The 26,053-nt window shown below is 59.3% G+C and carries 24 protein-coding genes; 13 read left to right on the top strand and 11 right to left on the bottom strand.

All coding sequences use genetic code 11. The annotated features are described in order from the left end of the window. Positions 1–12: 12 nt before the first annotated feature. Positions 13–1,449: an MFS transporter gene (locus HV355_RS23550; RefSeq protein WP_108415765.1), complete on the bottom strand. Its 1,437-nt coding sequence runs from the start codon at positions 1,447–1,449 to the stop codon at positions 13–15. 107 nt (positions 1,450–1,556) lie between these two features. Between HV355_RS23550 and HV355_RS23545 the strand changes: the two genes are divergently transcribed. The 3 genes from HV355_RS23545 to HV355_RS23535 all read left to right on the top strand — a co-directional run bounded on the left by HV355_RS23545 (position 1,557) and on the right by HV355_RS23535 (position 3,162). Next, complete coding sequence (locus tag HV355_RS23545) at positions 1,557–2,426, top strand: helix-turn-helix transcriptional regulator (RefSeq protein ID WP_108415766.1); 870 nt, start codon at positions 1,557–1,559, stop codon at positions 2,424–2,426. A gap of 138 nt (positions 2,427–2,564) precedes the next feature. Beyond that, complete coding sequence (locus tag HV355_RS23540) at positions 2,565–2,894, top strand: type II toxin-antitoxin system RelE/ParE family toxin (RefSeq protein ID WP_182403799.1); 330 nt, start codon at positions 2,565–2,567, stop codon at positions 2,892–2,894. Continuing rightward, positions 2,875–3,162 carry a helix-turn-helix transcriptional regulator gene (locus tag HV355_RS23535; RefSeq protein ID WP_182403798.1) on the top strand — a complete coding sequence of 96 codons (288 nt, stop codon included), beginning with the start codon at positions 2,875–2,877 and terminating at the stop codon, positions 3,160–3,162. Before HV355_RS23540 ends, HV355_RS23535 begins: the two co-directional genes overlap by 20 nt. A gap of 36 nt (positions 3,163–3,198) precedes the next feature. Here HV355_RS23535 and nfsB read toward each other — a convergent pair whose 3' ends face one another. The 3 genes from nfsB to HV355_RS23520 form a co-directional block, all read right to left on the bottom strand. After that, positions 3,199–3,852 carry an oxygen-insensitive NAD(P)H nitroreductase gene (gene nfsB / locus HV355_RS23530; protein ID WP_182403797.1) on the bottom strand — a complete coding sequence of 218 codons (654 nt, stop codon included), beginning with the start codon at positions 3,850–3,852 and terminating at the stop codon, positions 3,199–3,201. Between the two features lie 120 nt (positions 3,853–3,972). Next, on the bottom strand, positions 3,973–4,341 hold the full coding sequence (locus HV355_RS23525) for an MmcQ/YjbR family DNA-binding protein (protein WP_108415770.1): 369 nt from the start codon (positions 4,339–4,341) through the stop codon (positions 3,973–3,975). Then, positions 4,331–4,921, bottom strand: coding sequence for a TetR/AcrR family transcriptional regulator (locus HV355_RS23520; protein WP_010428315.1), 591 nt, complete (start codon positions 4,919–4,921; stop codon positions 4,331–4,333). The genes HV355_RS23525 and HV355_RS23520 overlap by 11 nt, the downstream gene beginning before the upstream one ends. Positions 4,922–5,112: 191 nt before the next feature. Between HV355_RS23520 and HV355_RS23515 the strand changes: the two genes are divergently transcribed. Beyond that, positions 5,113–6,216: a RomA family MBL fold metallo-hydrolase gene (locus tag HV355_RS23515; RefSeq protein WP_010428316.1), complete on the top strand. Its 1,104-nt coding sequence runs from the start codon at positions 5,113–5,115 to the stop codon at positions 6,214–6,216. Positions 6,217–6,248: 32 nt separating this feature from the next. Next, a complete protein-coding gene (locus HV355_RS23510; protein ID WP_010428317.1) occupies positions 6,249–6,590 on the top strand; it encodes a RamA family antibiotic efflux transcriptional regulator in 342 nt (113 codons plus the stop codon). 105 nt (positions 6,591–6,695) lie between these two features. On the opposite strand, the gene HV355_RS23505 is transcribed toward HV355_RS23510, so the two are convergent. Beyond that, entirely contained in the window at positions 6,696–8,840 is a 2,145-nt protein-coding gene (locus HV355_RS23505; RefSeq protein WP_182403796.1) for a TonB-dependent siderophore receptor, read from the bottom strand. Positions 8,841–8,963: 123 nt separating this feature from the next. On the opposite strand from HV355_RS23505, the gene HV355_RS23500 reads away from it, so the two are divergent. Further along, positions 8,964–10,532 (top strand): alpha/beta hydrolase-fold protein, encoded by a 1,569-nt coding sequence (locus HV355_RS23500; protein WP_182403795.1) that lies wholly within the window; start codon positions 8,964–8,966, stop codon positions 10,530–10,532. Here HV355_RS23500 and HV355_RS23495 read toward each other — a convergent pair. Continuing rightward, a complete protein-coding gene (locus HV355_RS23495; protein ID WP_182403793.1) occupies positions 10,518–10,766 on the bottom strand; it encodes a DUF1158 domain-containing protein in 249 nt (82 codons plus the stop codon). The genes HV355_RS23500 and HV355_RS23495 overlap by 15 nt on opposite strands. Before the next feature lie 478 nt (positions 10,767–11,244). On the opposite strand from HV355_RS23495, the gene HV355_RS23490 reads away from it, so the two are divergent. From HV355_RS23490 to HV355_RS23480, 3 genes are all read left to right on the top strand, one after another. Continuing rightward, positions 11,245–13,953: a cation-transporting P-type ATPase gene (locus HV355_RS23490; protein ID WP_182403792.1), complete on the top strand. Its 2,709-nt coding sequence runs from the start codon at positions 11,245–11,247 to the stop codon at positions 13,951–13,953. Between the two features lie 111 nt (positions 13,954–14,064). Then, positions 14,065–15,129 (top strand): efflux RND transporter periplasmic adaptor subunit, encoded by a 1,065-nt coding sequence (locus tag HV355_RS23485; RefSeq protein ID WP_182403789.1) that lies wholly within the window; start codon positions 14,065–14,067, stop codon positions 15,127–15,129. A gap of 9 nt (positions 15,130–15,138) precedes the next feature. Next, entirely contained in the window at positions 15,139–18,273 is a 3,135-nt protein-coding gene (locus HV355_RS23480) for an efflux RND transporter permease subunit (RefSeq protein ID WP_182403787.1), read from the top strand. Here the strand turns inward: HV355_RS23480 and HV355_RS23475 are convergent. Continuing rightward, on the bottom strand, positions 18,224–19,345 hold the full coding sequence (locus HV355_RS23475; RefSeq protein WP_029741715.1) for a YbdK family carboxylate-amine ligase: 1,122 nt from the start codon (positions 19,343–19,345) through the stop codon (positions 18,224–18,226). The genes HV355_RS23480 and HV355_RS23475 overlap by 50 nt on opposite strands. A gap of 105 nt (positions 19,346–19,450) precedes the next feature. Between HV355_RS23475 and HV355_RS23470 the strand changes: the two genes are divergently transcribed. Beyond that, positions 19,451–20,341 (top strand): oxidoreductase, encoded by an 891-nt coding sequence (locus HV355_RS23470; RefSeq protein WP_126815806.1) that lies wholly within the window; start codon positions 19,451–19,453, stop codon positions 20,339–20,341. Between the two features lie 39 nt (positions 20,342–20,380). Here HV355_RS23470 and HV355_RS23465 read toward each other — a convergent pair whose 3' ends face one another. From HV355_RS23465 to HV355_RS23450, 4 genes are all read right to left on the bottom strand, one after another. Beyond that, positions 20,381–20,815, bottom strand: coding sequence for a hypothetical protein (locus HV355_RS23465; protein ID WP_126815807.1), 435 nt, complete (start codon positions 20,813–20,815; stop codon positions 20,381–20,383). Next, on the bottom strand, positions 20,812–21,168 hold the full coding sequence (locus HV355_RS23460; protein WP_014830982.1) for a tlde1 domain-containing protein: 357 nt from the start codon (positions 21,166–21,168) through the stop codon (positions 20,812–20,814). Before HV355_RS23460 ends, HV355_RS23465 begins: the two co-directional genes overlap by 4 nt. Positions 21,169–21,178: 10 nt before the next feature. After that, a complete protein-coding gene (locus HV355_RS23455; RefSeq protein WP_182403810.1) occupies positions 21,179–21,670 on the bottom strand; it encodes an Hcp family type VI secretion system effector in 492 nt (163 codons plus the stop codon). 456 nt (positions 21,671–22,126) lie between these two features. Further along, on the bottom strand, positions 22,127–22,921 hold the full coding sequence (locus HV355_RS23450) for a helix-turn-helix transcriptional regulator (protein WP_182403785.1): 795 nt from the start codon (positions 22,919–22,921) through the stop codon (positions 22,127–22,129). Between the two features lie 76 nt (positions 22,922–22,997). On the opposite strand from HV355_RS23450, the gene HV355_RS23445 reads away from it, so the two are divergent. From HV355_RS23445 to HV355_RS23435, 3 genes are read left to right on the top strand one after another with little or no spacing between them, the layout of a single operon-like run. Next, the gene (locus HV355_RS23445) at positions 22,998–24,965 is read left to right on the top strand and encodes an FUSC family protein (protein ID WP_182403783.1); all 1,968 of its coding nucleotides are present in this window, start codon (positions 22,998–23,000) and stop codon (positions 24,963–24,965) included. Beyond that, positions 24,958–25,173 (top strand): DUF1656 domain-containing protein, encoded by a 216-nt coding sequence (locus HV355_RS23440; protein WP_148400354.1) that lies wholly within the window; start codon positions 24,958–24,960, stop codon positions 25,171–25,173. Before HV355_RS23445 ends, HV355_RS23440 begins: the two co-directional genes overlap by 8 nt. Further along, positions 25,170–26,033 carry an HlyD family secretion protein gene (locus tag HV355_RS23435; protein ID WP_182403781.1) on the top strand — a complete coding sequence of 288 codons (864 nt, stop codon included), beginning with the start codon at positions 25,170–25,172 and terminating at the stop codon, positions 26,031–26,033. Before HV355_RS23440 ends, HV355_RS23435 begins: the two co-directional genes overlap by 4 nt. The last annotated feature ends 20 nt before the right edge of the window (positions 26,034–26,053 follow it).

Below are 26,053 nucleotides of genomic sequence, written 5' to 3'. Positions count from 1 at the left end.
AAATTCACAGGCTTATTTGGCGGCCTGACAGACCTTCACCGCGGGTAAACAGAGGCGATGACGCATGCGCAGAGTCGCCAGCGCCAGCACCACCATCATCACCGTTTCCACCGTCAGGAAGACGTTAACCGCCTGAGTGTAATCCCCGTGATGGTTTTGCAGCGCGTGTAGCAAAATCGCCCCGAAAATGGCCGGACCCAGCCCCAGCGCGGCCTGCTGTAGCGTGCTGAGAATGGCGCTCGCGGCCCCTGCGTCGTCGGGCTGAATATCGCGCATCCCGATGCGATAGAAGCTATTCACGATCAGTGCCTGCCCGTAGCCGACCAGCCCGGTCGCAGGTGCCAGCGTCAGGGCGGTGTTATCCATTCCCCACACCCGGAACGTAACAATCAGCGCCAGCAGACCGGTAATCTGGATCGCCAGACCTGTCAGCAGAATGGTGCTGGTGCTGTAGCGGGCGATCAGCCGAGGGGCAAACCACGCGGAGATAAAGTAGGTCACGCCCAGCGCGATAAAACTGTTCCCGGACTGCCACGGCGCCATGCCAAGGCCGGTCTGCATGGTCAGTGCCATGCAAAACATAAACCCGGACCAGACGCTGAAAAAGAGCATCGCGATCAGCACGCCAAAACGGATGCTGCTGAGCTGCATCAGACGCGGCGGGATCAGCGGGTGCGCATCCTCACGCTCTTTTTTACGCGCGTTCAGCACCATTAAATATGCCAGTGGAATAATGGCCAGCAGCGCAGCCTTCAGCGGCCACGACCAGTGCCACTGCGGGCCGAGCGCCATCGGGAACAGGAGGCAGCAGAGGATCATCGCCAGCAGCACGGTGCCGGTCCAGTCAATGCGTGACGGGGTATCGCGACGGGTTTCCGGCACGTAGCGGCGGCTCAGTGCCAGCACCACCAGACAAATCGGCACGTTGATGAAGAAAGCATTCCGCCAGCCCAGCCCGGCGATATCCGCCGACACCAGCCAGCCGCCGCCCATCTGGCCGACGATAAACGCAATTCCGCCGATGCCGCCGAACAGGCTAATTGCTTTCGCGTGGGCGGTGCCTTTTAGCGTGACGTGCAGCGTCGCAAGAATTTGCGGCATGATCAGCGCCGCGCCTGCGCCCTGAACGATGCGCGCGGCCAGCAGCTGTTCGATGTTTCCCGCCATGCCGCACAGCAGCGAGGCCAGGCCAAAGCTCGCCACGCCCCACATAAACAGGCGACGGCGGCCAACGTTATCCCCCAGCTTGCTGCCGAGTGCCAGGCAGACGGCGAAGGCCACGCCGTAGAGCGCGACGATCAGCTCCAGTTCTGTAGCGGTGGCGTGCAGTGAGTGGGTGATGGAGTCCAGCGCGACGTTGGTGATTGAGGTATCAATCAGCGGCAGCATCTGGCCGGTTAACAGCAATATCAGGCCTGCTCGGCCCGGTGAAACAACTGACGTATTCATGGGATCTCCATTGCGTCATTCATCAGATGGTCGTAGCATCAACCATCTGATAAACGGGTACCAGTTCTTGCTTATACTGGTACTGGTACTACCATGCAGGGGGATTTATGGCCTTGATGTCTGAACCCGTCGTCTCACTTCAGGATGACACCCGAAAACAGCTGGGTGCTTTTTTACGCGCACGACGCGAAAGCCTCGATCCGCAGCGTCTCGGCCTGCCGCGCAGCGGTCGTCGCCGCACGCCGGGTCTGCGCCGTGAAGAGGTGGCGATGCTGGCAGACGTGGGCGTGACCTGGTACACCTGGCTTGAGCAGGGCAGGGACGTCAACCCGTCGAGCGCGGTGATGGCGGCCGTGGCGAAAGCCTTGCAATGCACCCCAACCGAGGCCCGACACCTGTTTGTTTTAGCCGGTTTGCCGCCGGGTGAAGCCCCGCAGGCGGTCTGCTGCGAGGGCATCAGCGAAGGCACGCGCCGCCTGCTTGATACCCTGCTGCCAAAACCTGCCAGCATCCAGAAGCCCAACTTCGACATCGTGGCGTGGAACGACAGCTTTGGTCATCTGATGGGTGTCGATTTTAATGAAATCCCGCCGGAAGACCGCAACTGTATTTACCTGTTCCTCACCCACCCGGCGTGGCGCGCGCGGCTCGGCAGACGCGACGACGTGCTGCCGATATTTGTCTCCTATTTCCGCGCGGCGATGGCCGAGCACCGGGGCGACCCGCTGTGGGAAGCGAAGCTGGCGCGCTTCTTTGCGGTGTCCGAAGAGTTTAAAGCCCTGTGGCACCAGCGCAACGACGTGCGCGGCGTGGAGAACCAGCTCAAGCTGTTTACCCATCCCGAGCTGGGGGATTTTACGCTGCAGCAGATGTACTGGTACTCCGCGCCGCGAAACGGCTCGCGGCTGCTGGTCTATTTACCGGTGGATGAGGCGGGGGAAAGGGCGATGGCGTGGCTGGCGGAGCAGGGGAAATAAGATTTTTGCGTGGTGCTTTCAGGGAGTTAATGCTGATCCGGTGATGTTTGCTAAAAGCAGGTAAGGTAAACATGAAAGGCAAAATTAGCCTTTAATGCAAATTGCCTTATATGCTAATATCATCAGGGATGAATAACCGTGTTCAGACTCATCGTTCATAAGGCAGTCAGAGAAGAGATCCTCTTACTGCCCGCTGGGGTAAAGGCGAAGCTGATTCGCCAGCTTGATAAATTACGCGCTAACCCGACAGCACTGCGGGAACCTGACAGCAAACCCTTACCGCATGGTTTGTTCGAAATCAGAACCGTCGGGCTGATCCATACTCGGGGGATTTACGTTTATCAGCGGGACAAGACAATTTTTCTGCTGCGAGTGTTTATCAAGAAAACGCAAAAAACGCCCTCCGCTGAACTTCGTCTGGCACTGAAGCGACAACAGGAGATGTTGGATGAGCAAGAAGATTATTGACTGGGATGAACTCCGATCTGAGCTGTTAAGCGATTCAGAGGTACAGGCCTCTTTTGATGCTGAAGAACGAAAAGAGCGCTTGCGCGAAATGTTGGCGCAATGGCGAAACCAGGCCGGTCTGACGCGCGCGCAGGTGGCGGAGCGAATGGGCGTCAGCGCACCCACCGTATCAAGAATGGAAGCGAATATAACCCGGGCGAGTCTTGATACCTTAACGCGTTATGCACTGGTGTGTGGGGTTGAACACCCGCAGATAACGCTCTATTGAAAACAGGCACGCCGGTAACGGGCGCGCCTGTAGAGATTAGCACTCAGTCACAATCGTGCTCAGCGGCAGGCGGGACTTCGGCAGCGTGGCGTTGAAATCTTCCACGCTGTGGTGCCCAACCGGTACCACCACCAGGCTGGTGAAGCCTTTCTCTTTCAGGCCAAACTCCTCGTCGAGGATCGCCGCGTCAAAGCCTTCAATCGGCACCGCGTCCAGACCCAACGCGCCCACGCCCAGCAGGAAGTTACCGACGTTCAGGTAAACCTGTTTTGCCATCCACTGGTCGTCATCTTTCAGATCCACGCGGTGCATGTCGGCGAAGTAGTGGCGGCCTTTATTGTTGGCGGCTTTGGCTTCCGGCGTGTTGAAACGGCCATCGGCCTCTTCCTGATTGACAACGAGCTCAAGCCAGGCATCGTCCATCGCGGTTTTCGCGCAGAACACCACTACGTGAGAAGCATCCAGCATTTTGCGTTCGTTGAACACATAGGTGCCCGCAGCGGATTTCGCCACGCGCGCTTTACCTTCCTCGGTGCTGGCAACAATAAAATGCCAGGGCTGGGAGTTGGTGCTGGACGGGCTGTACTGCAGCAGGGTTTTGATTTTTTCCGCTTCTTCAGCGGTCAGTTTTTTGGCTGGGTCGAACGCCTTGGTAGAGTGGCGTTTCAGGGCGACAGAAATGATATCCATAACAACTCCTGGTGATGAAATTCGCCCGCTCGCGGGCGCGAAAGGAAAGCAGAGTAACGCGCGAAGCGGGAAAAGATAAGGGCGATTCGAGCGCTTAATCTGTTCGGCTTAGCCGAACAATCAGGCCGGGCGTATCCGTTTCTGATCTTTTTTCGGCAGCTTATCGACCACCAGATTCCACGAGTCGTTGATGAAATCAGCGACCACCTCAGGCGTGATGTCATCGGTGCCGTAGAGTGAGATCCAGTGCTTTTTATTCAGGTGATAGCCAGGTTCAACGCCGCGATAAATCTGCTGATTCAACAGCGATTTTTCCGGATCGGATTTCAGGCTGACGTGAGGGCGTCCGCGTACAACCGCCATCAGCATAAAAATCTTTCCACCTACTTTAAACACGTCGTACTCGGGGCCGAACGGCCAGCAGTGTTCGGTGAAAGGCATCTCCAGCGCCACGCGTTTCGCGTGCTCCTGCAAGGACTTACCGTCCATCGCTATCCTCCTGAGCCAGCCCGCGCCACATGGCCTCAAAACCGAGCGCTTTAAAATCGACGGCGCGGGACGGATCGCGGGTAGCAAATTCCATTGTGGTTTCGGCCAGCGATAAGAAAATCGCATCGCCAAAGGTTTTAAATTCGTCGGACATAAACACCTGGCGCACCGAACGGCGGCACAGCTCGTGCAGCTCCGGGAACATATCTTTCACGGCCTGCTCCGTCTCGGCGTTGATCTTCTCACTGACGCCCAGCTGGCGAATGGCGGCGTGTGCGAGAGGGTTTTTGATCCCCCAGTCGACATAGCTGTTCCAGATGTTACGCGTATGCTCTTTTGGGCTGGTGAGTGAGCGATCCAGATTAGACAGCATCGCCTGGCAGAGATCCTGCTTCAGGTGGAGGTAAAGGGCATTCAGCAGATCGTCTTTGGTCGCAAAGTAGCGAAACAGGGTGCCTTCGGCGACGCCCGCATTACGGGCAATGAGCGCCGTTGAGGCGGCAATTCCCGACTGCGCAAACGCAGCGGTTGCTGCTTCCAGTAAGGCCTGTTTTTTATCTTCACTCTTCGGACGTGCCACTCAATTCTCCCCTTTGTCAAATGTAAAAAAACGTATTGAAGCATGCGGTTCATACCGCTGCAACGCGGAATGTCAAAGATCGAAAACGTCTTGACGATATATTCATCATATCTAATAATGAGTGCTTACTCACTCATAATCAAGCTTAACCCGCGTAAACCATCGGATGGGGCGCGTATTCGGGTCAGGAAATGAAAAAGCCTCTATTCATCTGCGTGGTGTTTGTCATGATTGTTGCTTCAGCTGCGAGTTTACCTTTTGTTCTGAACGCCGGATTCGGCCAGCCACCGCAGGGTGAGCAGCTCTCCGAAGTGGAAGCCTCCCCGCAGTATCGCGAGGGGAAATTCCACAATACGCTGCCGACGCCGGGTTATAACGGCGACAAAAACATGCTGGTCGCGACGTGGGAATTTCTGACCAAAAAAACCGAAAACGCACGACCGGCGCAGCCGCTGCCGCTGGTAAAAACCGATCTTGCGAGCCTGCCGCTGGAGCAGGACACCCTGGTGTGGCTCGGTCACTCCTCGTGGTACCTGCAGCTCGCGGGTAAACGCATTCTGATTGACCCGGTGCTCAGCAACTACGCCGCGCCATTCTCGTTCCTCAATAAGGCCTTTGCCGGTGAGTATCCGTGGCGCGCTGAAAGCATGCCGGAGATCGACCTGCTGATTATCTCGCACGATCACTACGATCATCTGGACTACGCCACCATCAGGGCGCTACTGCCAAAGGTGAAGCGCGTGGTGACGCCGCTGGGCGTGGGATCCCACCTGCGCTACTGGGGAATGAAGCCTGAGATTATTGACGAGCGCGACTGGAACCAGTCGGTGCGCATCAGCGATGAATTGACGGTGCATGTTCTTCCAGCGCGTCACTTCTCCGGGCGCGGCATCAAGCGCGACCAGACCTTGTGGGGCAGCTTTATGTTCGTCACGCCAGAACAGAAGGTTTATTACAGCGGGGATTCCGGCTACGGCCCGCACTTTAAGGCCATCGGCGAACAGTTTGGCGAGGTGGATTTAGCCATTATGGAAAATGGCCAGTACGACCAGGACTGGAAGTACATCCACATGCTGCCGGATGAAACGGCGCAGGCCTCGGCGGATCTCAACGCCAAAGCGGTGGTGCCGGGGCACAACGGTCGCTTCGTGCTGGCGAAACACACGTGGAACGATCCGCTGATCCAGCTGGCGCGCGCCAGCAAGGACAAAAATTATCGGCTGCTGACGCCGGAACTGGGTGAGCCCGTGCGGGTGAGTGATACCACTCAGGCATTTCGCGAGTGGTGGGAATAATGTTTAAGCGAGAAGCAGAGGGGGACAGCGGTATGACCATTTCCGCTCAAGTCATCGACACTATCGTCGAATGGATCGACGACAATCTGCACCAGCCGTTACGTATCGAAGAGATCGCCCGCCACGCGGGATATTCGAAGTGGCACCTGCAGCGGCTGTTTATGCAGTACAAAGGGGAGAGCCTCGGGCGCTATATTCGCGAGCGCAAGCTGCTGCTGGCGGCGCGCGACCTGCGTGAATCCGACGCTCGCGTGTACGATATCTGCCTGCGCTACGGGTTTGACTCGCAGCAGACGTTTACCCGCATCTTCACCCGCACCTTCAACCAGCCGCCGGGTGCGTACCGTAAAGAGAACCATAGCCAGACACATTAACATGTCGCGTTTAGGCCGGGTAAGGCATAGCCGCCACCCGGCTTTTTTGTGGGCACGGTGCCCGTAATTGCCCGGTGGCACTGCGCTTACCGGGCCTACAGATAACTACCAGCGATAATTCACCGTTGCCGTCACCGTACGACCAATCCCGTAGAAGCACGCCGTATCGCTTGCGCACGACGCCACATATTTCGTGTCCGCCACATTATTGACGTTGAATTGCACGCTCGCCCCTTTCAGGCTGTGGTTCAACTCGCCCAGATCGTAGCTCAGCATCGCGTCATACAGATCCACCGACGGCACCTTGAAGGTATTCTTCGCATCGCCGTAGCTGGTACCGATGTAGCGCATCCCCACGCCAGCGGTCAGGCTCTTCAGCGCGCCGCCCGGAACGGTATAGCTGGCAAACGCCGATGCCATATGCGCCGGAATACGCGCAGGCGTTTTGCCTTCTGTTCCCGCCACCGTCGTGCTTTTGGTTTTCGCATCGGTGTAGGTGTATGAGCCAATCAGGTTGATGTTGTCCATCAGCGTGGAGTGGATTTCCGCCTCAACACCTTTCGAACGCACTTTACCCGCGTTCTCGAACCAGCCTTCGGCGCTGTTGTAGGTCGCCACGTTGTCCTGGGTTAAATCGTACAGCGCGAGGGTCATCAGCGTACTGTCGACCGGCTGATACTTCAGGCCAATCTCGGTCTGCTCCCCGGTGGTTGGCTTGAAGGGGGCAACGCCCGGCGCGCGGTTGGTTTGCAGGTTCGGTTCAAACGAGGTGCTGTAGCTGACGTACGGCGACAGGCCAGAATCGAACGCGTACAGCAGGCCGGTTCGCCAGGTGAATTTGCTGTCGTTCTGCTGGGTTAAGCTGCCGTCGGTGAAGTCGTGAGTTCGCACTTCGCTCCAGTCGTAGCGCCCGGAGACCAGCCATTCCCAGCTGTTCCAGCTCATTTGATCCTGCAAATACAGCCCCATCTGGTCGAGATTTTGCTGCTCGTCGCTGGCTGTTTTGAAGGTGCTTTCATCCACGTTTACGCCGTACACCGGGCTCGTCCAGTCGAGGTCATATTGTGAACCGCTCCCGCGTTCCAGTAGCTGTTTATCTTTGCTGGTCTTGTAGTCGAACCCGCCGAGCAGGGTGTGGCTGACGCTGCCGGTCTCCATCAGATACTCAAGCTGGTTATCCAGGCCAAATTCGTTGGTGGTGCGCTCTTCATGCTGCGCGCGTCGCGTCAATACCGTGCTGTTGGCCGCGCTGCTGGCGTAAACGAGGTAACGGTATTTTTGTTTGATGCTGGCGTAACGCGCGTTCTGGCGGAAGGTGAGGTCGTCGGCGAACTGATGTTCCAGCTCGTAGCCGAGCGTCGTCTGCTCGCGCCAGGACTGGTTGTAAGTCGGATCGCTGACGTTAAAGTCGCGCGGGATGTATTTCCCGTCGACGCTTTTGACCGTGCCGTAGGCGGGCAGGAAGTTGCGGTAGCCCGCATCCGGATCCTTCTGGTAGCTGGTCAGCAGCGTAAAGCGGGTCTGATCGTTCGGGTACCAGGTGATGGCAGGCGCGATCGCCATCCGCGTCTCTTTATAATCATCCACCTGATTATGCTGGGTACGGGCGATACCGTTGACGCGATACAGCACGCGGCCGTCGTCGCTCAGCTTGCCGCCGAAATCAAACGCGCCTTCTGCCAGATCGTTATTGCCGGTGCGGAACTGCACGTTATGGATGGATTCCGCGGTTGGGCGTTTGCTGGTCATGCTGATTAACCCGCCAGGGTTGACCTGACCAAACAGAACCGACGCCGGGCCACGCACCAGCTCCACGCGCTCCAGTAACCACGGGTCAATCGTACCCGTCTGGGACGAGGCCGTCGCGCCGAAGCTCAGGCCGTCGAGGAATTTCGGCACATAGCTAAAGCCGCGCACGAACACCTCGTCGTTACGGTTCGACGAGCCGCGGTACTCGGTAAATACGCCCGCCGAGTAGCGCAGCGCCTGCGAGACGGACGTCACGTCCTGCATGTTCATCTGATCGCGGGTGATCACCGATACCGACTGCGGCGTTTTCACGATCTCCGCGCGGGTCTTGGTCGCAGAGAGCGTCTGGGTTGCCACAATCCCTTTTACCGGAGCGGTGGGATCTTCACTCACGCCCTGCGTCACCGTTATGGTTTCTTCTCTATTATCAGCCTGCGCCGCCACGCTGGTCGTCACCAGGCTCAGCAGCCATAGTTGCATTATCTTATTATTCTTAAACATTTTTTCTACTCATCCTTGGTTGATATCGCCATAAAAACACCGTTAAAACGCGCTAGATGATATTGCAAATTATTACCATTTGCATTAGCGTTGATAACAAATTTCGTCAGGGAACAAGCGGTAATGAAGAGGGTATGGAGCGGATTATTACTCGGGATAGGCGTGCTGCCTGCGGTGGCGGCAACCTGCGAACACTCTTCCCGGCAGGGAGACGTCCAGGGGAAGTTTGATGCCAGCGGTGAAGTCTGTTTTATGCTGCCAGAGCTTGCTGAAAATTATGTCTCCGCCACGCTGCATGGCGTAACGGATGCCCGCCTGCTGGACGGGCAAAACCGCCGCATTCGTACGCTGGTTGAAAATGGGCCCGCCGATGGCGAACACACGCTGCTTTTTGCCCTGCCGGAAAAGCAGAGCACCTCGCTGGTCCTGCACGGCGAAGCGGGTAAACCCTGGCGTTTTCAGTGGCGGATGAAAGAGACATCTGCGCTACCGCGCGTACAGATGCTGGCACCTGAAAGCCCGACGCTTCAGGCGCTGGCAAAAGAGATTGCTGCCGGAGGGAGTACTGACGCGTTCTGGCAGACGCAGATTCGGCAGGGAACGCCGATGGTGGAGCCGGTAGACGCAGAACATAAGCGCGTCACCTTCCTGTGGCGCGGGGCGCGGGATAACGTCTTTATTCTCGGCTCACCGGCGGGGGATCACGACCCGCTGTTCCGCCTGGGCAACAGCGACGTCTGGTTCCGCAGCTATGTGGTGCCCGCCGACACGGTGATGCAGTACAAGCTCGCGCCCGATGTGCCGATCGTCGAGGGTTCCTCACGCGATCAACGTCGCGCGATCCTGGTGAGCGCCCAGGCCGATCCGCTCAACCCGAATACCTTTGGTGAACAAAAGACGGATCGCTGGAACCGCTATTCGCTGCTCGATCTCAGCCCGGCACGCTATTGCTCCGTGCAGGCCACGGCCCAGCCGCTGGTCCACGGATCGTTAAGTCGCCAGAGCATCACCAGCAAAATCCTCGGTAATTCCCGCGAGGTGATGATCTATAAACCGCGCGGCGCACAGCCTGCACGCTGGACGCTCATCCTCTTCGACGGGCAGATTTATCAGGACGAGTACCATTTGGCTAACGTGCTGGATGGTCTGATCGCCCGCCATCATCTTCCGCCGATTAACGTGGTGTTTATCGACAGCCTCGATCACGCCCGACGCGGCAACGAACTGCCGCCGAACCCGGATTTCGCCGACTTTATGGCGCATGAACTGCTGCCGTGGCTGCGCGGGCAGGGTATCGCGATGCAGCGGCAGAAAACGGTGCTGGCGGGGTCGAGCTACGGGGGAATCGCGTCGTCATGGGTAGCGCTGCGCTATCCGCGCCTGTTTGGTAACGTGCTGAGTCTTTCAGGCTCATACTGGTGGGCACCGAAAGGGGAGGCTCCCGGCTGGCTGACGCGGCAATATCAGCAGTCGCCGCCGTATCCGGTGCGCTTCTGGCTGCAGGCCGGAAAGTTTGAAACCACCGGGCCGGGCGGGGGCATTTATCGCACCACGCAGGATTTCGAACAGGCGTTGAGGGAGAAAGGGTATCGCGTCAGCTTCCATCCCTCATCCAGCGGTCACGACTACGCGGCCTGGTGTGAAGCGCTGATCCACGGCATGCGTGACTTCACCGGCTTACGACGCCAGTGAAAACCAGCGGCGCCAGACGAAACGCAGGAGAAAGAATTCGATGGCGCCGAGGGCTAAAAACCACAGGCAGAACAGAATGGTGTAGAGCTGGTTAAGATCGACCATATGGAAGGTCGTCATCAGCTTCTGCGCCAGCACCAGACCCAGTGACGGCGCGGGTAACAGCAGGCAAGAGATCAGGGCCAGCAATAAAATGCCCCCCGCCGTAAGCAGCGATTCTAACGGGTGTTTCATTGTAATGTTAATCGTCAGTTAAAAATGTCATTGTCCGGCATTCTGTAACGTAAAGCAATATCAGCCCCGCTGGCCTTTTTGAATAAAACAAAGACATTATTACTGCGAATAAATAACACTATACGACCCGGCGTTTATATTAATATCGCGTTGTGTAAATAAATGTCCGTATCAGGAAAATAATTTTACAAATGTATAGGTGCTATAACCAATTAACGTGGCAATAACAATGGCTGCGACAATGTATAACGCCAGGCGTCGTCCGCGATAAATACCAAACATGGTTCCCCCTCGTTTAGCGTTGGTTTAGAAATATTTTGTAAAAATCAGGTCATCGAAATAGTTTTTATCAGTTTTGAATAACCGAGAAGTCATTATATTGCGGTAGATCAATTTTACCCGCAAGACTTAAAAATGAATTTATTTAGCCAGAAAGGAATTCAGGCTTCTGTTCACCGGATATTGAAGGAAAAATACGATGACCGAAAAAAAATTGTCCCCAAACATGCCGCCTTCCGGCGGGCTGGCATACCAGCAGACCGTCGAGCAGGTGCTCACTCACACGCAGAGCCAGGCCAGCGGTCTGGATCGTGCAGAGGCGCAGGCGCGTCTGCAAAAATCAGGTCCTAACGCGCTGCCGGAGAAAAAAGGTAAACCCGCCTGGCTGCGTTTTTTGGCCCATTTTAATGATGTGCTGATTTATGTCCTGCTGGCCGCCGCCGTATTAACGGCAGTAATGGGCCACTGGGTTGATACGCTGGTTATTCTGGGCGTCGCGGTAATCAATGCTTTAATTGGCCATATTCAGGAAAGCAACGCGGAAAAATCCCTGAAGAGTATTCGCAATATGCTCTCCAGCGAGGCACGCGTTATTCGTAACGGCAGCCACGAAACCATACCTACAACGGAAATAGTCCCGGGCGATATTATTGTATTACGCGCGGGGGATCGTATTCCGGCGGATATGCGTTTAATCGAAGCGCATAATTTACGCGTGGAAGAGGCGATTCTGACCGGTGAATCCACCGTGGTGGATAAGCACACGAATCCGCTGAGCGGCGAACTGCCGCTGGGCGACCGCACCAATATGGTCTTCTCCGGGACGACCGTAAGCGCGGGCGGCGGCGTCGGCCTGGTCACCGCGACCGGTAAGGATACCGAACTCGGCCACATCAACCAGATGATGGCGGGCATTGAAAAGCACCGCACGCCGCTGCTGGTGCAGATGGACAAGCTGGGTAAAGCGATCTTCGCCATTATCCTGGCGATGATGGCCGCGCTGTTTATCTTCAGCCTGGTGTTCCGCGAGATCCCGATGGGCGAGCTGCTGCTCTCCCTGATTAGCCTGGCGGTGGCCTCCGTGCCGGAAGGTCTGCCAGCGATTATCTCCATCATCCTCTCGCTGGGCGTGCAGGCGATGGCGCGCAAGCGGGCGATTATCCGCAAGCTGCCAACAGTTGAAACGCTCGGCGCGATGACCGTGGTTTGCTCGGATAAAACCGGCACCCTGACCATGAACGAGATGACGGTCAAAGCCATCATCACCGCCGACGCCTGCTATCGCGTGGACGGCAACAGCTACGAGCCGGTGGGCAACATCTACCTGGAAGGCAGCGACGAGCCGGTCCACATCCAGCCGGGCACCGTGCTGGAGCAGTACCTGCGCACCATCGACCTGTGTAACGACAGCCAGATGATTCAGGACGAGCGCGGCCTGTGGGGCATTACCGGTGGGCCGACCGAGGGCGCGCTGAAGGTGCTGGCGGCGAAGGCCAGCCTTGAGCCGGTGATGACCACGCTGGTTAACAAGATCCCGTTCGACTCGCAGTACAAGTACATGAGCACCCACTACCAGATTGGCGGTGAGGAGCAGATCCTGATCACCGGTGCGCCGGACGTGATTTTCGCCCTGTGCGCCGAGCAGCAGACCCGTAACGGTGCGGAAGCCTTCAACCGCGCGTACTGGGAAACCGAAATGGAGCGCTATGCGCGTCAGGGGCTGCGCATGGTTGCCGCGGCGTTTAAACCGGCGAACGGCGAGCAGGAATTGACGCACGACGACCTGAGCCACGGCCTGATCTTCCTCGGCATCGCCGGGATGATGGATCCGCCTCGTCCGGAAGCGATTGATGCGATTAACGCCTGCCAGCAGGCGGGGATCCGCGTGAAGATGATCACCGGGGATCACCCGCAGACGGCGATGAGCATCGGCCAGATGCTGGGGATCACCAACAGCGAGCAGGCGGTGACCGGCTACGAGCTGGAGAAAATGGACGACGCCGAGCTGGCGGACGCGGCGGTGAAGTATGACATCTTCGCCCGTACCAGCCCGGAGCATAAGCTGCGCCTGGTGAAAGCGCTGCAGGATAAAGGTGAAATCGTCGGCATGACCGGTGACGGCGTGAACGACGCCCCGGCGCTGCGTCAGGCTGATGTGGGCATCGCGATGGGCATCAAGGGCACGGAAGTGACCAAAGAGGCGGCGGACATGGTCCTGACGGACGATAACTTCGCCACCATCGCCAGCGCGGTGAAAGAGGGGCGTCGCGTTTACGACAACCTGAAGAAGACCATCCTCTTCATCATGCCGACCAACCTCGCGCAGGGGCTGCTGATTGTGATTGCGCTGCTGGCGGGGAACATCATTCCGTTGACGCCGGTACTGATTTTGTGGATGAACATGGCGACATCCGCCACGCTCTCCTTCGGCCTGGCCTTTGAAGCCGCCGAGCGCAACATCATGCGCCGTCCGCCGCGCCAGACCGGACAGCACGTAATGGACGCCTACGCCGTCTGGCGCGTGGCCTTCGTCGGCACCATGATTGCCATCGCCGCCTTTGCGCTGGAAGCCTGGCTGGCCCCGCGCGGCCACAGCGCGGAGTTCATCCGCACCGTGCTGCTGCAGATGCTGGTCTGCGCCCAGTGGGTGTACATGATTAACTGCCGCAACACCGAAGGGTTCTCCCTGAACCGCGGCCTGCTGGCAAACAAAGGTATCTGGCTGGTGACGGGCGTGCTGTTCCTGCTGCAGGCGGCGATTATCTACCTGCCGTTTATGCAGATGCTGTTCGGCACTGAAGCGCTGCCGCTGCGCTACTGGTTCGTGACGCTGGCGGTGGCGGGCGTGATGTTCTTCGTCGTCGAAATCGAGAAGCGACTGACCCGCAGGTTCCGTAAGGCTGCATAACGAAAACCTTACCCCTCACCCTGCCCTCTCCCCAAAGGGGAGAGGGTGTTCAAGTTCCCTCTCCCCTCTGGGGAGAGGGTTAGGGTGAGGGGAAAATACTGAGGTACTCCCATGAAACTCCCACTCCTGTTCGCGCTCCTCGCCTGCACCCTGCAACCCGCATTCGCTGCCGCCATTCCCGTTCGCGTCGCCGCCGTGGAGCAGACCGCCCACGCCGCCGAGCGTCAGATCCCAGGCCGTATCGAAGCTATCCACACCGTTGAGCTGCGCGCCCGCACGGAAGGCGTGATTACCAAAATCCACTTCCGCGACGGGCAGTACGTGAAAAAAGGTGACGTGCTGTTTGAGCTCGACGACGCCGAGCCGCGCGCCGCCCTGCGTCTTGCGCAGGCCGAAGTCAGAAGCGCCGAAGCCACGCTGCGTCAGGCGCAGCAGCAGCTTTCCCGCTTTGAAAGCCTGGGCAGCAGCAACGCCATCAGCCGTCACGACGTGGATAACGCCCGCATGCAGCGGGACGTGGCCAGCGCCGCGCTGGAGCAGGCGAAAGCCCGTCTCGACACCCGCAGCGTCACCCTGAACTACACCCGCATCGCCTCACCGATTGACGGACGCGTGGGGCACAGCAGCTTCCACGTCGGTAGTCTGGTCAATCCGGCGAGCGGCGTTTTGGTGGAGGTGGTCCAGCTCGATCCGATCCGCATCGCCTTTGCGCTGGAAGAGGGCGCGTTTGCGACCAAAGCCGGACAGCATGCGGATATCAGCGCCATGAAACAGGCCTGGCAGGCGTTAATTGACAGCAACGGCCAGCGCGTCAGCGGTGAACTGACGTCGGTGGATAACCGCATCGACCCGCGCACCGCCAGCGTCATGTTACGCGCCGAGTTTGCCAACCCGCGCCATCAGCTCCTGCCCGGCGGCAACGTGAACGTGACCCTGCGCCCGGCAAGCGAGCAGCCGGTTCTGACCCTGCCCGCCGCCGCGGTACAGCAGAACGGCGACGGGTTCTTTGCCTGGGTGGTTAACGCCGACGGCAAGGCCGAAATGCGCCCGCTGAAGGTCGCCGGACAGATCGGCCAGCAGTTCCAGATTACCTCCGGCGTGAAGCCCGGTGAGCGAGCAATCACTGATGGCGCGCAGCGCGTGCAGCCCGGCGCTGCCGTCCAGATACTGAATTAAGGAGCCATCATGCTGACGTTTTTCATCAAACGCCCGCGCTTTGCGATGGTGATTGCGCTGGTCATCACCCTGCTGGGGGCCATCGCGCTGAGGATTATTCCGGTAGAGCAGTACCCGCAGATCACGCCGCCGGTGGTGAATGTGTCTGCCAGCTGGCCCGGCGCCAGCTCGGCTGACATGGCGGAGGCCATCGCCACGCCGCTGGAGACCCAGTTGAACGGCGTGGATCACATGCTTTACATGGAGTCCACCAGTTCGGACGAAGGCACCTACAGCCTGAACATCACCTTTGCGGCGGGTACCGATCCGGATCTTGCCGCCATCGACGTGCAGAACCGCGTGGCGCAGGCCGTGGCGCAGCTTCCCGCCGAGGCGCAGCAAAACGGCGTGCAGGTGCGCAAGCGGGCCACCAACCTGATGATGGGGGTAAGTCTTTACTCACCAAATAACACCCACACGCCGCTGTTCGTCAGCAACTACGCCAGCACCCAGGTGCGCGAGGCGCTGTCGCGTCTGCCGGGCGTCGGGCAGGTGCAGATGTTCGGCGCGCGCGACTACAGCATGCGCATCTGGCTGCGTCCGGACCGCATGAACGCCCTGAACGTCACCACCGACGACGTGGCGCAGGCGCTGCGCGAGCAGAACGTGCAGGGCGCGGCAGGCCAGATCGGCACGCCGCCGGTGTTTAACGGCCAGCAGCAGACCCTGACCATCAACGGGCTGGGACGTTTAAACCAGGCCGAAGACTTTGCCGACATCATTATCCGCACGGGCGAGATGGGCCAGCTGGTGCGCCTGAAGGACGTCGCCACCATTGAACTCGGCTCGCGCAGCTACAGCTCCGGCGCACAGCTCAACGGGCACGACTCCGCCTACCTCGGCATCTATCCGACCCCATCCGCCAACGCCCTGCGCGTGGCCGACGCGGTGCGCGCGGAGCTGGAACGCCTCTCGACGCGCTTCCCGGACGACCTGGTCTATGAGGTGAAATTCGACACCACCTCCTTTGTTGCCGCCACCATTAAAGAGATCGGCGTCTCGCTGGCGCTCACCATGCTGGCGGTTGTGGTGGTCGTTTCCCTGTTCCTGCAAAGCTGGCGCGCAACGCTGATTGTCGCGCTCGCCATTCCGGTGTCGCTGGTGGGCACCTTTGCGGTGCTCTATACGCTCGGCTACTCCGCCAACACGCTCAGCCTGTTCGCCATTATTCTGGCGCTGACCATGGTGGTGGATGACGCCATCGTGGTGGTGGAGAGCGTCGAAACGCTGATGGCGGAAGGGCAGAGCCGCACGGCGGCGACCGCGCTGGCGCTGCGCCAGATTGCCGGGCCGGTCATCGCAACGACGCTGGTGCTGCTGGCGGTGTTTGTGCCGGTGGCGCTCCTGCCGGGGATTGTCGGCGAGCTGTACCGCCAGTTCGCGGTGACGCTCTCCACTGCCGTGACGCTTTCAAGCCTCGTGGCGCTGACTCTGACGCCCGCCCTGTGCTCGCTGCTGCTGCGCCCGCGACCGGAGAAACCTGCGGCACTCTATCGCGCCTTTAACCGCGGGCTGGACGCCACGCGCGGTTTCTACACCCGCATCGTGAACGTATTAAACCTGCGCCCGTGGCTGGCGCTGCTGGCCACCGCGGGCGCGGCGGCGGTAGTGGCGTTCAGCTTTATGTCGATGCCAAAGGGCTTCCTGCCGCAGGAAGATCAGGGCTACTTCTTCGCCAGCGTCCAGCTGCCGGAAGCGGCCTCGCTGGAGCGCACTGAGGCGGTGATGACCACGGCGCGCGAATTAATCGCCAAAAATCCGGCGGTGGAGGACGTGATTCAGGTCTCCGGATTTAACATCCTCAACGGCACTAGCGCCTCCAACGGCGGGTTTATCTCCATCATGCTCAAAGACTGGAGCGAGCGTCCGTCGCTGGACGAGGTGATGGGCACCCTGCAGCGCCAGCTGCTGGCCCTGCCGGAAGCGACCATCATGACCTTCGCGCCGCCAACGCTGCCGGGGCTGGGCAACGCCTCCGGCTTTGACCTGCGCATTCAGGCGCAGGCGGGGCAGAGCCCGGCGGAGCTGGAGCGCGTGACGCGTGAGGTGCTTGCGAAAGCCAACCAGCACCCGCAGCTGAACCGCGTGTTCACCACCTGGAGCAGCAACGTGCCGCAGCTGACGCTGACCGTTGACCGCGAGCGCGCCGCCCGTCTCGACGTGCCGGTGTCGCGCATCTTCAGCAGCCTGCAAACGGCCTTTGGCGGCACGCGCGCCGGGGATTTCAGCGTGAATAACCGCGTTTACCACGTCGTCATGCAGAACGAGATGCAGTGGCGCGAGCGCGCGGAGCAAATCAGCGAGCTGTTCGTGCGCAGCAACAGCGGCGAGCGGGTGCGCCTCAGCAACCTCGTTACCATTACGCCGAGCGTCGGCGCGCCGTTCCTGCAGCAGTACAACCAGTTTCCGTCGGTGTCGGTGAGTGGCTCGGCGGCGGAGGGGGTGAGCAGCAGCACCGCGATGGCGGCAATGGGCGGGATTCTGGCGGAAAACCTGCCAGTCGGGTACGACTATGCCTGGAGCGGCATGTCGTATCAGGAGCAGCAGACCGGCAACCAGGCGATGTGGATCGTGCTGGCGGCGGTGGTCATGGCGTGGCTATTCCTCGTCGCCCAGTACGAGAGCTGGACGCTCCCGGCGAGCGTGATGCTCTCGGTGCTGTTCGCCATCGGCGGGGCGCTGGTCTGGCTGTGGCTGGCGGGCTATGCCAACGACGTGTACGTGCAGATCGGTCTGGTGCTATTGATAGCCCTCGCTGCCAAGAACGCGATCCTGATCGTGGAGTTTGCCCGCGCGCGGCGCATGGACGGGATGGCGATTGTCGATGCCGCGCGGGAAGGGGCCTCGCGCCGCTTCCGCGCGGTGATGATGACCGCCGTGTCGTTCATTATCGGCGTATTGCCCATGATGCTGGCGACCGGGGCGGGTGCCCAGAGCCGCCGCATCATCGGCACCACGGTGTTCAGCGGCATGCTGGTGGCGACCGTGGTAGGGATCCTGTTTATCCCGGCGCTGTTCGTGCTGTTCCAGCGCCTGCGCGAGTGGGGCCACGGCCTTACGGACTCGTCGCCCACAGCTCGCAGTGTTTCTGAACCAGAGAAATAAGCGAGCCGCCGTCGGCGATAAACTCCCGCATGCGCTGCGCCTCGCTCTTGCCCTGCTTTAACAGCAGGGCAATTTCATTGATTGCGCTCGTCGCGCCGAGCTTCTCGGCCGACGGCGCAACCTGCTCCAGCAGCCAGGCAATGTCTTCCGCCACGGTTTTGTGCTCTCCGGTGTGCACGTCCGTCAGAATGCCCTCTAATCCATAACGACACGCCTGAAAACGGTTAAAGCGATACAGCAGGAAATCCTTCTCCTGATGCTTATAGGGCCGCGCGGTCAGCAGCCAGTGCGACGTCGCCTGAATCAGTCCGGCGATGTTAATCGCGTGGCCGAGCGTCAGCGGCGTATCCATCACCCGCACCTCCACGGTACCGAAGTGCGGGCTGGGGCGGATGTCCCAGTGCAGATCTTTAATGCTGTCGATCATGCTGGTGGAACTCAGGCGGCGGAACAGCCCCTCGAACTCCTGCCAGCTGTTGACCCACGGCATCTGGCCGTTATCCGGGAATCCTGAAAAAATGTTAAGCCGCGACGAGGAGAACTTCGTGTCCGTGCCTTGCATGTACGGCGAGGCCGCCGCCAGGGCGATAAAGTGCGGGACAAAGCGCGACAGGCCGTGCAGCAGGTAGATGGCGTCATCCCCGGTCCGACAGCCGACGTGCACGTGCTGGCCGAACACCGTTGCCTGCAAAATCAGGTAGCCGAAGCGCTCAAGCGTGACGTTATAGCGCTCGTCGTCGCACACCTCCTGCCGCTGCCACTTCTGGAACGGGTGCGTCCCGCCGCCGCAGATCTGGATATGCTGCTCCGCCGCCGCGCGCAGGATGCTCTGCTGCATCACCGAGAACTGCGCGGCCGCCTGGTCGATGTTCTGGCACACGCCGGTGGCGATTTCGAGCATGCTTTCGGTGATGTCGTGTTTGACCTCGCCGCCTTTGATGTCGTCTTTGACGGCGGCGATAAGCGCGGAGGAGTCCTGGCTGAGATCGTACCCCGGCGGGTTAACCACCTGCAGTTCGAGTTCGATGCCGAGGGTAAAAGGTTCAGAGGATTTGAAATCAGGTAAAGGCATGGCGCACTCCGTTGTCTGTTGTGTGTTGAGTATAGACAACGACGTGGCGCTCACTTTACAGGGTGGTATAACTATTAGCAGGCTTAGCGAAAAGGGGAGTTAACCATGTCTGACAATCCTGTGATTGCGCTGATAGGGCCTGGCGCAATTGGTACTACCATTGCCGCAGTGCTGCACGACGCGGGCCGCACGCCGCTGCTGTGCGGACGCACCGCGCATCCTGAACTGCGTTTACGCTACGACGAGGGGGAAACGGTCGTGCCGGGTCCGGTATTGACCGATCCGGCCGTCATCACGCGCCCTGTCGATCTGGTATTTGTGGCGGTAAAAACGACGCAAAATGCCGACAGCGCCGGGTGGCTGCGGGCTCTGTGCGATGAAAACACCGTGGTCTGCGCGCTGCAAAACGGCGTGGAGCAGAAAGCCCAGCTGGAGCCGTGGGTCAACGGCGCGACGGTGCTGCCGTCGGTGGTCTGGTTCCCGGCGCAGCGCGAGCCGGATGCCTCCGTGTGGCTGCGCGCCAAACCGCGCCTGACGCTGCCGGACGTGCCGCAGGCGCAGCGGGTAGTGGAGGCGCTTCGCGATACGCGCTGCGCGGTTGAGCTCTCGGAAGATTTCGCGAGCGTCGCCTGGCGCAAGCTGCTGCAAAACGCGGTTGCCGGGCTGATGGTGCTGGCTAACCGCCGCGCCGGGATGTTCAGACGTGAGGATGTCAGCGAACTTTCGCTGGCCTATCTGCGCGAGGGGCTGGCCGTTGCCCGCGCCGAGGGGGCGAAGCTGGACGATGCGGTGGCGCAGGAGATCCTGGCGAACTTCCAGCGTGCGCCCGAGGACCTGGGCACGTCGATCCTTGCCGACCGTCAGGCCGATCGCCCGATGGAGTGGGATATCCGCAACGGTGTGATCCAGCGCTACGGCCGCAAACACGGTATTGCGGTGCCCATCAGCGACGTGGTGGTGCCGCTGCTGGCGGCGGGGAGCGAGGGGCCGGGGTGAGATATGGTAAAGACCCGGCCATTGTGCGCCGGGTGACTCTTACTTAGCCTGACGGGCTTTCTCTGCTTTCAACTCTTCCATGGTGGCCTCCAGAATCCAGAGGCATTGAGCACCGTCTACGGTTTCCAGCAGCGCCCGGCGGGTACGCTGATAAAACGCGTCGATTTCGGCGGGTGATTTCTCTAAAGGCGGGGTACAGACGATATCGCTGCCTACCATGTGCGGCCATTTTCCAGCGTCAATGGTGCGGAGCGTTTTTAGCGTGGCGTCCGTGTTTGTTGTGAGCGCAGCGGCCAGGGCATCCTCTAGCCGCTGCGCCTGATTCCCATCAGCCACGGCAGCCAGCGCTGGGGCTTGCTCAATCCAGTGTGCATCACCTGAGGCGATTCCCTTAAGTGCAGAAGACCAGTCAGTTACGCCAGCGAATGCCGGGGCTATAAAAGCAGATAGCAGCAGTACGATCGGGTATTTCATCGTACAACCTCAAGCTCGCCGCCGTCGCGGAGGATCTTACGCCTCGTTGACGGTGAGAGAATGATGCATCCCTCAGATGCAAAACCGGCGGGACCATACTTGTGGTCACCATGAATGCGAAATTCTGAGCGACCAAAACTTTCTCCCGAGGTTTGCTCAAGAATGATGGTTATCGGTCCTTTAGAATTCGAATGACCCGCGATTTTATACGTCCCGCGAGGCAGTGGCCCCAGTCCTTTCACATGCTGACGGTCCGGGTTGTTTTTATTTGTCAGAGCACCGGAATACCCGGTCTCAATTAATTTACCGTCTTTATACATCTTGCCGGTCGACTGCTCATACTTCCATCCCATAACGTTCTCCTTATGCCGTCTTGCGGTCGTTCCAGCTATCTGAATGTATGATGTTACCGTCGACATAGCGCCAGGTAATTTTTTCATAGAGCAGCTCTACCAGCTCAAGATGGTTATGTTTCTCATAGTCAGGATCTTTGACGTCAAGCATCATTGGACAGACGCTGACGATCGTCACGCCGTCCATAAGGGTGGAAAAATACTCAACTTCCTGACCGGCATCGTTGATACGGTAAAACTTTACCTCTGCGGATTTTAGCTTCTGACCTGTGCTGACAGCCTTGTACAAATAGGGGCTGGAGGCGTCTATCTCTTTATCGAAAGAATAGGGAGAATGGACGCGTAGACTGGTTGCCTTGCCGTTATGCTTGTCGGTTGGTTGCGCCACGCCGTGATTCAGTCCGATTATCTCGATACTTCCTTCACGACCATATATATCGACAGAGCCTTTTATATCGGCACCGCCATCATCTTTAAGCCATAAATAAGCGGGAAGAGCCATTTGTATAAACTCCATTTAAGGAAATCCTGAAAAATCCTTTTGGTTTAGTGGGTTATGTAACTATTGCAACGCTAGCGTTTTCAAAGTGTCCCGTCAATTTTTGTACGGCATGGATATAAAACGATCTGCGGTTTCGTTGATGAAAATTAAGAAATGATGGGATCTTACAGTTTGGATCTGGATAAAGGGTTAATGATTAATATCGTGGTTTAACTTAAAATTTGATTAAGTGAATAAATGATTGCAAGTGTAATAAATAGTGGATCTGTTATTAGGGCTACATGAATTTGACGATTTATGAGTTAATTAATAGCTCCTGATAGCTCGTCAGAATACCCTCCAGCAAGTAGCGACAGGTTTGAAAAGGGTTAAAGCGGGAGAGCAGAAATCCTTTTCCTGCGTTTAAATGCCGCAATATGCGCGAAGGAATCCTGGCTCAGAGCGTACCCCGCCGGGCTAACGGCCGCTGTTTTTCCGTTCGGCAAAGTAATGCGCGGGCGTGCTGCCCATCGCTTTTCTGAACATGGTGATAAACGCATTCACCGATTCGTACCCGAGCGTTGTCGCCACGTTCTGGACGGGCACGCCGCTTGCCAGCTCCCGCAGGGCAATAATCAAATGCAGCTGCTGGCGCCACCGCCCGAAGCTCAGGCCGGTCTCGCGCTGCATCAGGCGGGCAAACGATCGCTCGCTAAGGGCCAGCCGCTTCGCCCACGCCTTCAGGGTGCTTCTGTCCTCAGGATGGCTGACCAGCGCGTCGGCCATGGCGCGAATTTTCGGGTCAGCTGAGACCGGCAGGCTCAGCTTCTGCTGGGGCATGCTGGCGAGCTCGTCCAGCGTCACCCGGGTCAGCCTGGCGACGTGGCCGTCGGGGGGATAATCAACACCTTCATGCGTAAGACGATCCACTAATTCCTTAATCAACGGCGAGATCTCCAGCGTGCAACATTTCTCCGGCAGCGCCGCCGCGCCGGGCTCAATAAACAGATAGTTGAGATGCGCGTTCCAGGTCGCTTTCGCGCTGTGCGGGATCCCGCCCGGGATCCAGACGGCGCAGTCCGGCGGCACGATCCAGATATCGTTTTCCGCATAACAGCTGACCGCGCCGTAGCGGGCAATAATCAGCTGCCCCTTGCGGTGGGTGTGTACCGGCACTTCCGCGGCGTAATCCACGAAGTCCAGATGACGCGCCACGGCAGGAGAGGCGCTAGAGTCAGGGTCATACAGCGTATGAGCATGTTGAGGCTTCACGATTCTGGCAACTTTTAGGTATTTTTTGACAGAATAGAGTATTTAAGCGGGTCTGCAAGCCGGTAATAATCCCGGCATGAAAAACATTTTCTCTCATCCCGCGCTGCGAAACGACGCGGGGGCGCTGATCTACGCCGCGAAGAGTTTTGCCGCGGCGATGCTGGCTTATTATCTCGCGCTGTCGATCGGCCTTGAACGTCCTTCGTGGGCCATTATTACGGTTTACATCGTGTCGCAGACGTCGGTCGGGGCATCGCTGAGCAGAAGCCTCTACCGGCTGGCCGGTACGGTTGTCGGGGCCTGCGCGACCGTTCTGATTATCCCCACCTTCGCGAATACGCCGATCCTGTGCAGCGTGGTGCTGACGGGCTGGATCGCGTTCTGCCTGTGGCTCTCTCTGCTGGAGCGCACGCCGCGGGCGTACGCTTTTGTGCTGGCGGGCTATACCGCGAGCCTGATTGGCTTTCCGGCGGTGTCCGATCCCGGCGGCATCTTCAACGTCGCCATTGTTCGCGTGCAGGAGATCGCGATTGGGATTTTCTGCGCGGCGCTGATTCACCGCTACGTGCTGCCCGCGCGGGTATCAGGTCAGTTCAACGCTAAGCTATCCCAGACGTTACAGGCCGCGCGCGGGCGGGTGGCGGATACCTTAGCGGGCAAACCCGACGCGGCTTCCGGCCCCCTGCATCTGGCCCTGGCGCTGCAGTTCCTGCAGGGCATCAGCCACCATATTCCGTACGATTTTGCCCTCTCAGCCCCGGTGCGGCAGGCCAGAAAAGCGATTCACGATCGGCTGGCGCGGCTGGTTATTGTCAACTGTGAGTTACACGACCGCCTGCTGGCGATCGGAACCCTGCCCGCCGACGTGCAAACGCTGCTGGGCGACGTTCAAGCCTGGCTGGCCGCTGAAGACGCGGGTGCCTGCAGCACGGCAGAGTCGCTGCGGCTCCGCTGTACGCTTCTCATCGATCGGTATGCCGCGCAGGCGCAGACGTTTGACGACGCGCTGCAGGTCAGTTTTATCCGCTACCTCTCCGAGGCCATCACCCTTCTGCAACAGTGCGAGCGCCTTTCCGGAGCCATTCGCCACGCGAAGCCGGTCTTCGGGGAGGTACAAACCCGCGCGGCAAAAGGCTACGTTTTCCACCGCGATCCTCTTACCGCGGCCCGCACGGCGCTGGGGGCTTTCGCCATTATCCTGAGCGGCTGCCTGGTCTGGATCTTCTCAGCGTGGCCGGACGGCGGAACGGCGGTGTCGATACTCGGCGTCTGCTGCACGCTGTTTGGCAGCTTCGACACCCCGGCGCCGCACATCGTGAAGTACATCGTTGGCTCGTTCTGGGGAGTTGTGATTAGCCTGTTCTACAGCTTTGCGCTGCTGCCGCAGGTGAGCGATTTCCCGGTGCTGGTGGCGGTGCTTGCCCCGGCGTATCTGCTGGCCGGGTCGCTTCAGGCGCGTCCGCCCACCACGTTTATGGCGATGGGCATCACCCTGACGCTGCCCATTCTGTGCGAGCTGGGGGCGCACTACAGCGGAGACTTCGCCGTTGCGGCCAACACCGCCATTGCGCTCTTTGCCGCGACCGGCTTTGCCGTCATCAGCATGATCCTGTTGCAAACCGTGCAGGCGGACGCCGCCATTGCGCGTCTGCTGAGCATCTGCCAGCGCGACATTCGCCGCAGTGTGAAGGGCACGCTGCGGGTGGATGAAACGCACTGGATCAACCTGATGATGGACCGCACCGCTCTGCTGCTGCCGCGCCTGCAGCGCAGCAAATATGCGCCAGAGCAGGCGCTTGACCGGCTGCTGCACGCGCTGCGTCTGGGGCTTTCGGTCATGCATTTACGCCGCAGCGACACACCGCCCGGCAGGGAGGTTGACGCGCTTTTTCATCAGATAAACGCCGCAGACCGCCACGCCTTACGCGAACGCATCGCAACACTTATCGCGCGCCATCTGCCTGCGGCAGATGAGCATACGCGCCAGTTTGTCTTCAGGCTGGTGGATCTGCACTGTGCATTACGGGGGCCAGACCATGGTTAACGATCTCAATATCGGCGGTGTTTTTATCCCCGGGCTGCTGACGGTCGCCCTTGCGGCGCTGGTCTGCACGCTGAGCCTCGTGGCGCTTTTCTCTCTCAGCAGGCTCTACCGGCACCTGCCGTGTCGCCCGCTGCTGGACGTTTCCACCTGGATTGTCACCTTTTTCCTGCTGATGCAGGGCCTGACCGCGTTGGGGTTATTGTCATGAAATCACTGCTCTCTTTACTGGCTCGCTATGCGCTGACGTTAAGCGCGGCCGCAGCTGCCACGCTTCTGGCGTTTATGATGTGGAAACACTATGCGCAAACGCCGTGGACCCGTGACGGCCGCGTGCGGGCGGACGTGGTGCAGATTGCGCCGGACGTCTCCGGGCCGGTCATCAGCGTGGCCGTGCGGGATAATCAGTGGGTGAACCGGGGCGATGTGCTCTACACCATCGATCCGCGCTGGCTTAAGCTGGCGGTGGTGAGCGCGCAGGCGGATGTCGAGTCGAAACGCCATGAGATGCTGATGCGCCAGGATGCGGCCCATCGCCGCACGCTGATTAAAAACGCGATCTCGAGCGAAGATTTGCAGCAAACCGGCAGCGCGGCGAACGTCGCGGCGGCCAACTATCACGGTGCGCTGGCCGCGCTGGATCTGGCAGAGCTTAATCTGGCGCACGCCACCGTTCGCTCGCCGGTTTCGGGGTACGTCACACACCTGCGGCTTCGCCCCGGAGACTACGCGACGGCGGGGGAGACAAAGGTTGCCATCGTCGATGCCCACAGCTTCTGGGTGGTGGGGTACTTTGAGGAGACCAGGCTGCGCCATATTCACGTCGGGGATGCCGCGCAGGTTGTACTGATGGGGTATGAGCCTGTCATCACGGGTCATGTGGAGAGCATCGGGCATGGGATTGGGGACAGCAATGATGAGACGGGCGGGCTGGGTCTGCCCGACGTCGAGCCTACCTTCAGCTGGGTGCGGCTGGCGCAGCGCGTGCCGGTGCGCATTCATATCGACACGCTGCCGCAGGGGATTGAGCTGGTGGCGGGCCTGTCGGCGAGCGTATCGGTGGGGCAATAATCTGGGGATAGTCAGCCTTA

This window comes from Enterobacter sp. RHBSTW-01064 (assembly GCF_014103035.1).
In the GTDB taxonomy this organism is placed as follows: Bacteria; Pseudomonadota; Gammaproteobacteria; order Enterobacterales; family Enterobacteriaceae; genus Enterobacter; species Enterobacter mori.
This window is presented reverse-complemented; position numbering and strand designations above follow the sequence as displayed.

Coding starts and splice junctions, on each gene's coding strand:
- HV355_RS23550 (WP_108415765.1), bottom strand. CDS start 1,449: ATGAATACGTCAGTTGTTTCACCGGGCCGAGCAGGCCTGATATTGCTG.
- HV355_RS23545 (WP_108415766.1), top strand. CDS start 1,557: ATGGCCTTGATGTCTGAACCCGTCGTCTCACTTCAGGATGACACCCGA.
- HV355_RS23535 (WP_182403798.1), top strand. CDS start 2,875: ATGAGCAAGAAGATTATTGACTGGGATGAACTCCGATCTGAGCTGTTA.
- nfsB (WP_182403797.1), bottom strand. CDS start 3,852: ATGGATATCATTTCTGTCGCCCTGAAACGCCACTCTACCAAGGCGTTC.
- HV355_RS23525 (WP_108415770.1), bottom strand. CDS start 4,341: ATGGACGGTAAGTCCTTGCAGGAGCACGCGAAACGCGTGGCGCTGGAG.
- HV355_RS23515 (WP_010428316.1), top strand. CDS start 5,113: ATGAAAAAGCCTCTATTCATCTGCGTGGTGTTTGTCATGATTGTTGCT.
- HV355_RS23510 (WP_010428317.1), top strand. CDS start 6,249: ATGACCATTTCCGCTCAAGTCATCGACACTATCGTCGAATGGATCGAC.
- HV355_RS23505 (WP_182403796.1), bottom strand. CDS start 8,840: ATGTTTAAGAATAATAAGATAATGCAACTATGGCTGCTGAGCCTGGTG.
- HV355_RS23500 (WP_182403795.1), top strand. CDS start 8,964: ATGAAGAGGGTATGGAGCGGATTATTACTCGGGATAGGCGTGCTGCCT.
- HV355_RS23495 (WP_182403793.1), bottom strand. CDS start 10,766: ATGAAACACCCGTTAGAATCGCTGCTTACGGCGGGGGGCATTTTATTG.
- HV355_RS23490 (WP_182403792.1), top strand. CDS start 11,245: ATGACCGAAAAAAAATTGTCCCCAAACATGCCGCCTTCCGGCGGGCTG.
- HV355_RS23485 (WP_182403789.1), top strand. CDS start 14,065: ATGAAACTCCCACTCCTGTTCGCGCTCCTCGCCTGCACCCTGCAACCC.
- HV355_RS23480 (WP_182403787.1), top strand. CDS start 15,139: ATGCTGACGTTTTTCATCAAACGCCCGCGCTTTGCGATGGTGATTGCG.
- HV355_RS23475 (WP_029741715.1), bottom strand. CDS start 19,345: ATGCCTTTACCTGATTTCAAATCCTCTGAACCTTTTACCCTCGGCATC.
- HV355_RS23470 (WP_126815806.1), top strand. CDS start 19,451: ATGTCTGACAATCCTGTGATTGCGCTGATAGGGCCTGGCGCAATTGGT.
- HV355_RS23465 (WP_126815807.1), bottom strand. CDS start 20,815: ATGAAATACCCGATCGTACTGCTGCTATCTGCTTTTATAGCCCCGGCA.
- HV355_RS23460 (WP_014830982.1), bottom strand. CDS start 21,168: ATGGGATGGAAGTATGAGCAGTCGACCGGCAAGATGTATAAAGACGGT.
- HV355_RS23455 (WP_182403810.1), bottom strand. CDS start 21,670: ATGGCTCTTCCCGCTTATTTATGGCTTAAAGATGATGGCGGTGCCGAT.
- HV355_RS23445 (WP_182403783.1), top strand. CDS start 22,998: ATGAAAAACATTTTCTCTCATCCCGCGCTGCGAAACGACGCGGGGGCG.
- HV355_RS23440 (WP_148400354.1), top strand. CDS start 24,958: ATGGTTAACGATCTCAATATCGGCGGTGTTTTTATCCCCGGGCTGCTG.
- HV355_RS23435 (WP_182403781.1), top strand. CDS start 25,170: ATGAAATCACTGCTCTCTTTACTGGCTCGCTATGCGCTGACGTTAAGC.